The sequence below is a fragment of the Kitasatospora sp. NPDC093806 genome (assembly GCF_040683335.1).
Taxonomy (GTDB): Bacteria; Actinomycetota; Actinomycetes; order Streptomycetales; family Streptomycetaceae; genus Kitasatospora.
This window is the reverse complement of the sequence record NZ_JBFBDO010000206.1, coordinates 1-5,508: the sequence shown is the minus strand read 5'-3', so window position 1 is coordinate 5,508 and position 5,508 is coordinate 1. Positions and strand designations below refer to the sequence as shown.

The window sequence follows — 5,508 nt, the reverse complement described above, 5'->3', positions numbered from 1 at the left end:
ACTTCTGGTCGCCCAGTACTTCGCCGCGTCCTGCGGGGGCGCCCCGTTGTCGATCATCAAGGAGTACATCGAGAACCAGAAGCGACCGGGGTAGCGCTCCGCGCTACCTCCCGCAACGAACTCCGGCGCTCCGCGCCTCCGCACCAAGGATGCGATTCCTCCCGGGCCTGAAGGCCCGGGGATCCTCGCCAGATCATGCTGACGAGGTTGTGCCGCCAGGAACCCATCCCGTTGCAGCCGTACTTGATGTAGTCGGTGGTGACGTACCCCGAGACGATCGGGGAACCGCCGCAGGTGTAGAGCCCGTCCGCGGCCGGCCGCTGGTACCACGAGCCCCAGCCGCTGCAGCCGTCCTTGTTGAAGGCGGTGAGGACCCAGCCGTCCGGGATCGCGGCGCCGGAACAGGCCCACTGGCCGGGGGTGCCGGTGACGGCGGTGACGCCGGCCGGCTGGGCGGCCGCGTTCGAGGTGCTGGCGGCGGTGCCCGTGAGGACGAAGGCGGCGACGAGCGCGAGCGCGCCCACGGTCGCGCCGATGCCGCGGCGCACGACCGCGCCGGTCAGGCGCTTCCACAGGTGACGAGGATGCATGATCGGTTCACTCCAGTCCTGGCGGCGGGCATGCTCGATGCCCGCTGGTCGGGGGGATGGCCGCGGCGAAGCCTCGCCCTAGTGAGGAGATTATGTGGACGTCTGGTGTCCAGTGCATGAAGAGCCCAACTTGGCCGGAACATGCCCACCCATCCGGTCAGGCGGCGATACCCAGTCCGAGAGTGACCGCGACGGGCGCGAGGTACAGGAGCGGGAACGGCACGGTCTTGTACGAGCGGGCCCGCAGGCAGGTGGTCACCGCGCCGAGGAAGTAGAGGATCAGGCCCACCGCCGCGGCGACGCCGACGGCCGGCACGGCGAGGCCGACCAGCAGCCCGGCGGCGCCGACGAGCTTGGCGAACGCGAGCGGGACCCACCACGAGCGCGGCACCCCGTACTCCACCAGCGGCTGGGTCACGAACTCCGCACGACGCGCCAGCGAGACACCGGAGAAACCCACCCACAGGGCGCTGACGACGGCAAGGACGGTGTAGGCGACGGACATGATGGGAACCCCGGCTCTCGTGTGTTGGAGGACAGCGGGCGGGACGAACCCCGCCCCACTTCGTCCGCGCTTGCTCGGACACTCCACTGACCCGCCACCCCGACCGGATGTGACAACACAGCCGCAGAAACTTTTCCGCCGTCCGCCGGGGACTCCCCGGCGGGCGGCGCGGCCGGGCCCGGCCTGACGGCCCGTCCCCTCCCGTCCCGTCCGGCTACGCCTTCGGGTCCCGCCTCTTCCTCCTCCTGATCGGGGTGATCTCCGCAGCCTCCGCAGCAGCGGCGGCAAAGTTCGCCACATCAGCGGTGAGAGCCGGAGGATCGGCGTCCGTCCAGGAGTGGAAATAGGTCTCCACGCAGTGCCGGAGCCGCTCGGGCTCAGGGGGCCCGGTCAGCTCGAAATCGACCTCGTTTCCTTTCCTGCCCACGACGAAAAGCCTCAAGGGCTTCCCCTCGGCGTCGAAGGCGTACCGAATATCGCTGATGAAATCCGGCTCGGAGGCAAGGCGGACCTCATCGGCGTCCGCGCAGGAGATCAGCCAGTCGTCATCATCGAACAAGATGCAGGGGTAGATCACCTGCCGAATCGGTACTCGATATTTTTCCATCTACCAGATCTTCCCATCGGACTTCTCGGTTTCCCAAGTTGGTCCCTTAGGTTGGTTGTACGCCTCCCTTTGTCGGTGCCGGCGGCGGTCCAGCCGACCAGCGATCAGATGCGGGTACGAGCGCCTGCGGCCCGACCGTCCCCACGCCGCCGAACACGCGCTTCCGGCTGTGGCGGCCTAGGGTGGGGAGGTGGGCCGGCGGCTGTGTGGTGGGTCGGGGACGGTCCTGGAACGGGGGTTCCCGTGGTCGAGCCCGTGATCGCGACCGTCCTGCTGATCGCCCTGAGCGGGTGGTGTGCGCTGCACTGCGTGCTGGTCATCGCGGGGCGCCGGTACGCGGAGCGCCGGCTGGAGGCGGCCGAGATCGTGATGGCGCTGGCCATGGTGGCGATGCTGGTGCCGGCGTTCGACCCGCTGCCGCCGGCCGTGTGGGCGGCCCTGCTCACCGCGGCCGCGGTCTGGCCGGTGCTCCTGCTCGCGGGGAGCGCGGGGAGGGCGGGGAGCCTGCGGCATTGCCTGCACCACGTCCTCGGCGCGGCCGCGATGGCCGCCCTGGTGCTGTCCACGGCGCCGGGCGCGCAGGGGCACCACCATGCCGGGGCGGCGGTGCCACGGTGGATGCTGCTCGCGCTGGCCGGCTACTTCCTGGCGTACGTCGCGCGCGGGGCCCGGGCGGTGCTGGTGCGCCCGGCCGGCGGCTCGGAGCCCGCCCTGGTGGCCGCGCGGCGCACGGTGATGGCCACCGGCATGTTCTACATGCTCGTCGCCATGGGCTGACCGCCGCTCGGCCGGTTCACCGGCGGAATGCCCGCGGACGGGTGCCGGGGCGGGGGGTGGGTGTGTCAGGATCCCGGGTGACCGTGTACGCGCAAGGCCGGGTCCGGCGGGGGACGGCCTGTGCCGCCCTCACCCCGTCCGGGATGGTCAGATGGTCACGAGAAGGCTCGCGCTGCGTCTGCTGTCGGCGGCGACCGCCCTGGCCGCGCTCCTCGCGGGGGCGCCGGGCACCGCCGCGAGGAGCGCGGCAGCACCAAGGGACAGCGGGGCGCAGCAGGAGGCGTCCTGGACGGGGCCGCTGAGCACCCGCGGGCGCTACATCGTCGACGCCTCCGGGGCCCGGTTCAAGCTGAAGGCGGGCAACTGGTCGGGGGCGCAGGGCACCTGGCAGGGCAGCGGTGACACCACGGATCCGGCGAACAACCAGGCCGGCCAGGTCTCCTACAACCTGCCGCTGGGCCTGGACCGGGCGCCGCTGGCGGAGATCACGGCGGCCTTCCGCGACCTGGGGCTGAACAGCGTCCGGCTGCCGTTCGCGAACGCGATGATCCACGACGGCGCCGCCGTGCCGGACGCGGCCGTGGCCGCCAATCCGCAGCTGCGCGGCCGCACCCCGCTGCAGGTCTTCGACGCCGTGGTGGCGGCGCTCACCGCCGACGGCTTCGCGGTGATCCTCAACAACCACACCACGAGCTACCGGTTCTGCTGCGGCCTGGACGGCAACGAGCGGTGGAACAGCGGCCAGTCCACCGAACAGTGGGTCGCGGACTGGGTGTTCATGGCGGAGCGCTACCGCTTGAACAAGCGGGTGGTCGGCGCCGACCTGCGCAACGAGGTGCGCCGCGACGTCTGGGACGACCCCAACTGGGGCCTGGGCGACGGCCACGACCAGCACGCGGCCTTCGAGGAGGCGGGCAACCGGATCCTGCGGGCCGCGCCCGACCTGCTGATCGTCATGGAGGGCATCAACTGGCAGGGCGTCCCGCTGGCGGGCCTGCCGCACGGCCGTCCCCAGCTCAAGCCGGTCGCCACCTTGTCCAACACCCTGATCGACTCCGGCAAGCTGGTGTACTCGGCGCACTTCTACGCCTACACCGGGCCGGCCAACACCGGTGCGGGCAGCGGTCCGGGGGCCACCGGCGACCCGCGCTACCAGGACCTCTCCCCCGAGCAGCTGGCCGCGGCGGTCGACGAGGAGGCGCTGTTCGTCACCGCCGCCGGGCAGCACTTCACCGCCCCGGTGTGGATCAGCGAGTTCGGCGCGGGCGGGCGGGGCGCGGGCGACGCCAAGGAGCGCGCCTGGTTCGACCGCTTCACCGCGATCCTGGCCGCCCACGACACCGACTTCGCGATCTGGCCGCTGGTCGGATGGCACAACGACGGCGTGCCGCAGGACAGTTGGGCGCTGCTGCACTACGACCGCGCCGGGCGGCGGCTCAGCGTCGAGGATCCGGGCGACTGGCGCGCCGCGTACTGGAACCGCCTGGTCGCCGCCCCCTCGCGGACCGGGGCGGTGCCGGTCGCGGCGCGCTGGAACCTGCTGGACCTGGACCACGGCGACCGCAACGTCTCCCGGCACATGCTGGCCCTTCCCGACTGGAGCAGCGGCAACCGCAAGGGCGACTGCCCCGACGGGCAGCGCCTGATCGGCCTGGGGCGCGGTGACGGCCGCGGGCTGTGCACCGACGCCGCGCAGCCGCCCGCCGGGGAGGGCCCCTGGACGGCCGTCACCGACGAGCGCTACGTCACCGGCGGCGACTGGGCGGCCGGCTACGACAAGCTCCAGTGCCCGGGCGGGCAGCTGGCCGTCGGCTACGGCGTGCGCAACAACGCCATGGCGGCCCTGCTCTGCGCCCCGGCCGCCGTCCCGGCCACCGCTGCCACCCTGCCCACCGGGGCTGCCGGGGCCGGCCGGGTGCTGTGGTTCGACCACGGTGACAACCGCCCGCCGGCCTCCACCGGCGCAGACTCCGCGGCCAGCGACTGGGCGCCGGGCGCCTACAAGGGGCAGTGCGGGGCGGGCGAGTACGTGGCGGGTGTCGCGATGACCTGGCGCTGGCTCCACTACGGGGTCCCGGACGCCCTGCTGTGCCGTCCGCTGGCCTGACCGCGCCGCCCGCCCGGCCGACCCGCCGGGCGCGCCCACCACGGGCGGACGACGGGCGGACGAATGTGGGACCGGCGGATGTGGGACCGGGGGACGAGCGGCGCGCGGGGCGGGTGCTCCCGCGGGTGGAGGGCGGGCCCTCCCGCGGGCTGACGGCGCCCGGGCGGGTGCGGCGTAGGGTCGGTGCCATGAGCCGAGGACTGCATCTGGCCGCCTACCTGCTGGCCTTCGACACCCGGTCCCAGTCGCTGCAGGACCGCGCCCGGGCCGGCTTCCTGCTGCGCGCCGCCGCCCTGGCCGAGCTCGCCCACCGGGGCGCCGTCGCCGAGGACGGCGCGGGCCGGGTGCGGGTGGTCTCCGCCGATCCCACCGGGGACGGGGTCCTGGACACGCTGCTCGCCGAACTCGGCGGCCGCGAGCGCACCTGGAAGGCGTGGATCAGGCGCGGGCGCGAGGACATGCTGGAGGCCGTCGAGGAGCGGCTCGCGGTGCTCGGCGTGGTGACCATGGCCGACCGCGACCCGCACGGCCCGGTCGCCCCGCACCGCACGGTGGCGATGGAGGATCCGCGCGAGGCCCTCGACCTGCAGGCGCGGGTGGCCGCTCTGGTGCGCGGCGGCGAGCCGGTCGCCGGGGCGCCGTTCGCCGACGCCGCCCTCGCGGCGCTGGCCGCCCACGGGCACCTGCGGCTGGTGCTCTCGCGGCGCGACCGCGGGGACCACGCCGCGCGGATCACCGCCCTCACCGAGCGGCTCGCCGACGAGGCGGCCCCGGGCCTGGCCCGGGCGGTGGCCGGGCTGAACCTGACCATGGTCGCCGCCCAGGGCGGGATGGGCGGCGGCTGACCGGCCCCGGCCGGCCGGGCAGAAACGGCAGACGGCGGACGGCGCCCCCTCCGCGCGGAGGGGGCGCCGTCCGGTAC

The 5,508-nt window shown here is 73.8% G+C and carries 6 protein-coding genes; 3 read left to right on the top strand and 3 right to left on the bottom strand.

The window, feature by feature from the left end; all coding sequences use genetic code 11:
* Positions 1-56: 56 nt before the first annotated feature.
* From AB0N76_RS38990 to AB0N76_RS38980, 3 genes are all read right to left on the bottom strand, one after another.
* Entirely contained in the window at positions 57-590 is a 534-nt protein-coding gene (locus tag AB0N76_RS38990; protein WP_363565603.1) for a hypothetical protein, read from the bottom strand.
* A 157-nt stretch (positions 591-747) separates the two neighbouring features.
* Complete coding sequence (locus AB0N76_RS38985) at positions 748-1,095, bottom strand: DoxX family protein (protein WP_363565602.1); 348 nt, start codon at positions 1,093-1,095, stop codon at positions 748-750.
* A gap of 214 nt (positions 1,096-1,309) precedes the next feature.
* On the bottom strand, positions 1,310-1,654 hold the full coding sequence (locus AB0N76_RS38980) for a hypothetical protein (RefSeq protein WP_363565601.1): 345 nt from the start codon (positions 1,652-1,654) through the stop codon (positions 1,310-1,312).
* Positions 1,655-1,945: 291 nt separating this feature from the next.
* On the opposite strand from AB0N76_RS38980, the gene AB0N76_RS38975 reads away from it, so the two are divergent.
* From AB0N76_RS38975 to AB0N76_RS38965, 3 genes are all read left to right on the top strand, one after another.
* Complete coding sequence (locus AB0N76_RS38975) at positions 1,946-2,479, top strand: DUF5134 domain-containing protein (protein ID WP_363565600.1); 534 nt, start codon at positions 1,946-1,948, stop codon at positions 2,477-2,479.
* Positions 2,480-2,630: 151 nt separating this feature from the next.
* On the top strand, positions 2,631-4,586 hold the full coding sequence (locus AB0N76_RS38970) for a cellulase family glycosylhydrolase (RefSeq protein WP_363565599.1): 1,956 nt from the start codon (positions 2,631-2,633) through the stop codon (positions 4,584-4,586).
* Between the two features lie 188 nt (positions 4,587-4,774).
* A complete protein-coding gene (locus AB0N76_RS38965) occupies positions 4,775-5,431 on the top strand; it encodes a GPP34 family phosphoprotein (RefSeq protein ID WP_363565598.1) in 657 nt (218 codons plus the stop codon).
* Positions 5,432-5,508 lie beyond the last annotated feature (77 nt).

Bases quoted from the DNA above. Each gene is read 5' to 3' on its own strand.
- AB0N76_RS38990 (WP_363565603.1), bottom strand. From the start codon at position 590: ATGCATCCTCGTCACCTGTGGAAGCGCCTGACCGGCGCGGTCGTGCGC.
- AB0N76_RS38985 (WP_363565602.1), bottom strand. From the start codon at position 1,095: ATGTCCGTCGCCTACACCGTCCTTGCCGTCGTCAGCGCCCTGTGGGTG.
- AB0N76_RS38970 (WP_363565599.1), top strand. From the start codon at position 2,631: ATGGTCACGAGAAGGCTCGCGCTGCGTCTGCTGTCGGCGGCGACCGCC.
- AB0N76_RS38965 (WP_363565598.1), top strand. From the start codon at position 4,775: ATGAGCCGAGGACTGCATCTGGCCGCCTACCTGCTGGCCTTCGACACC.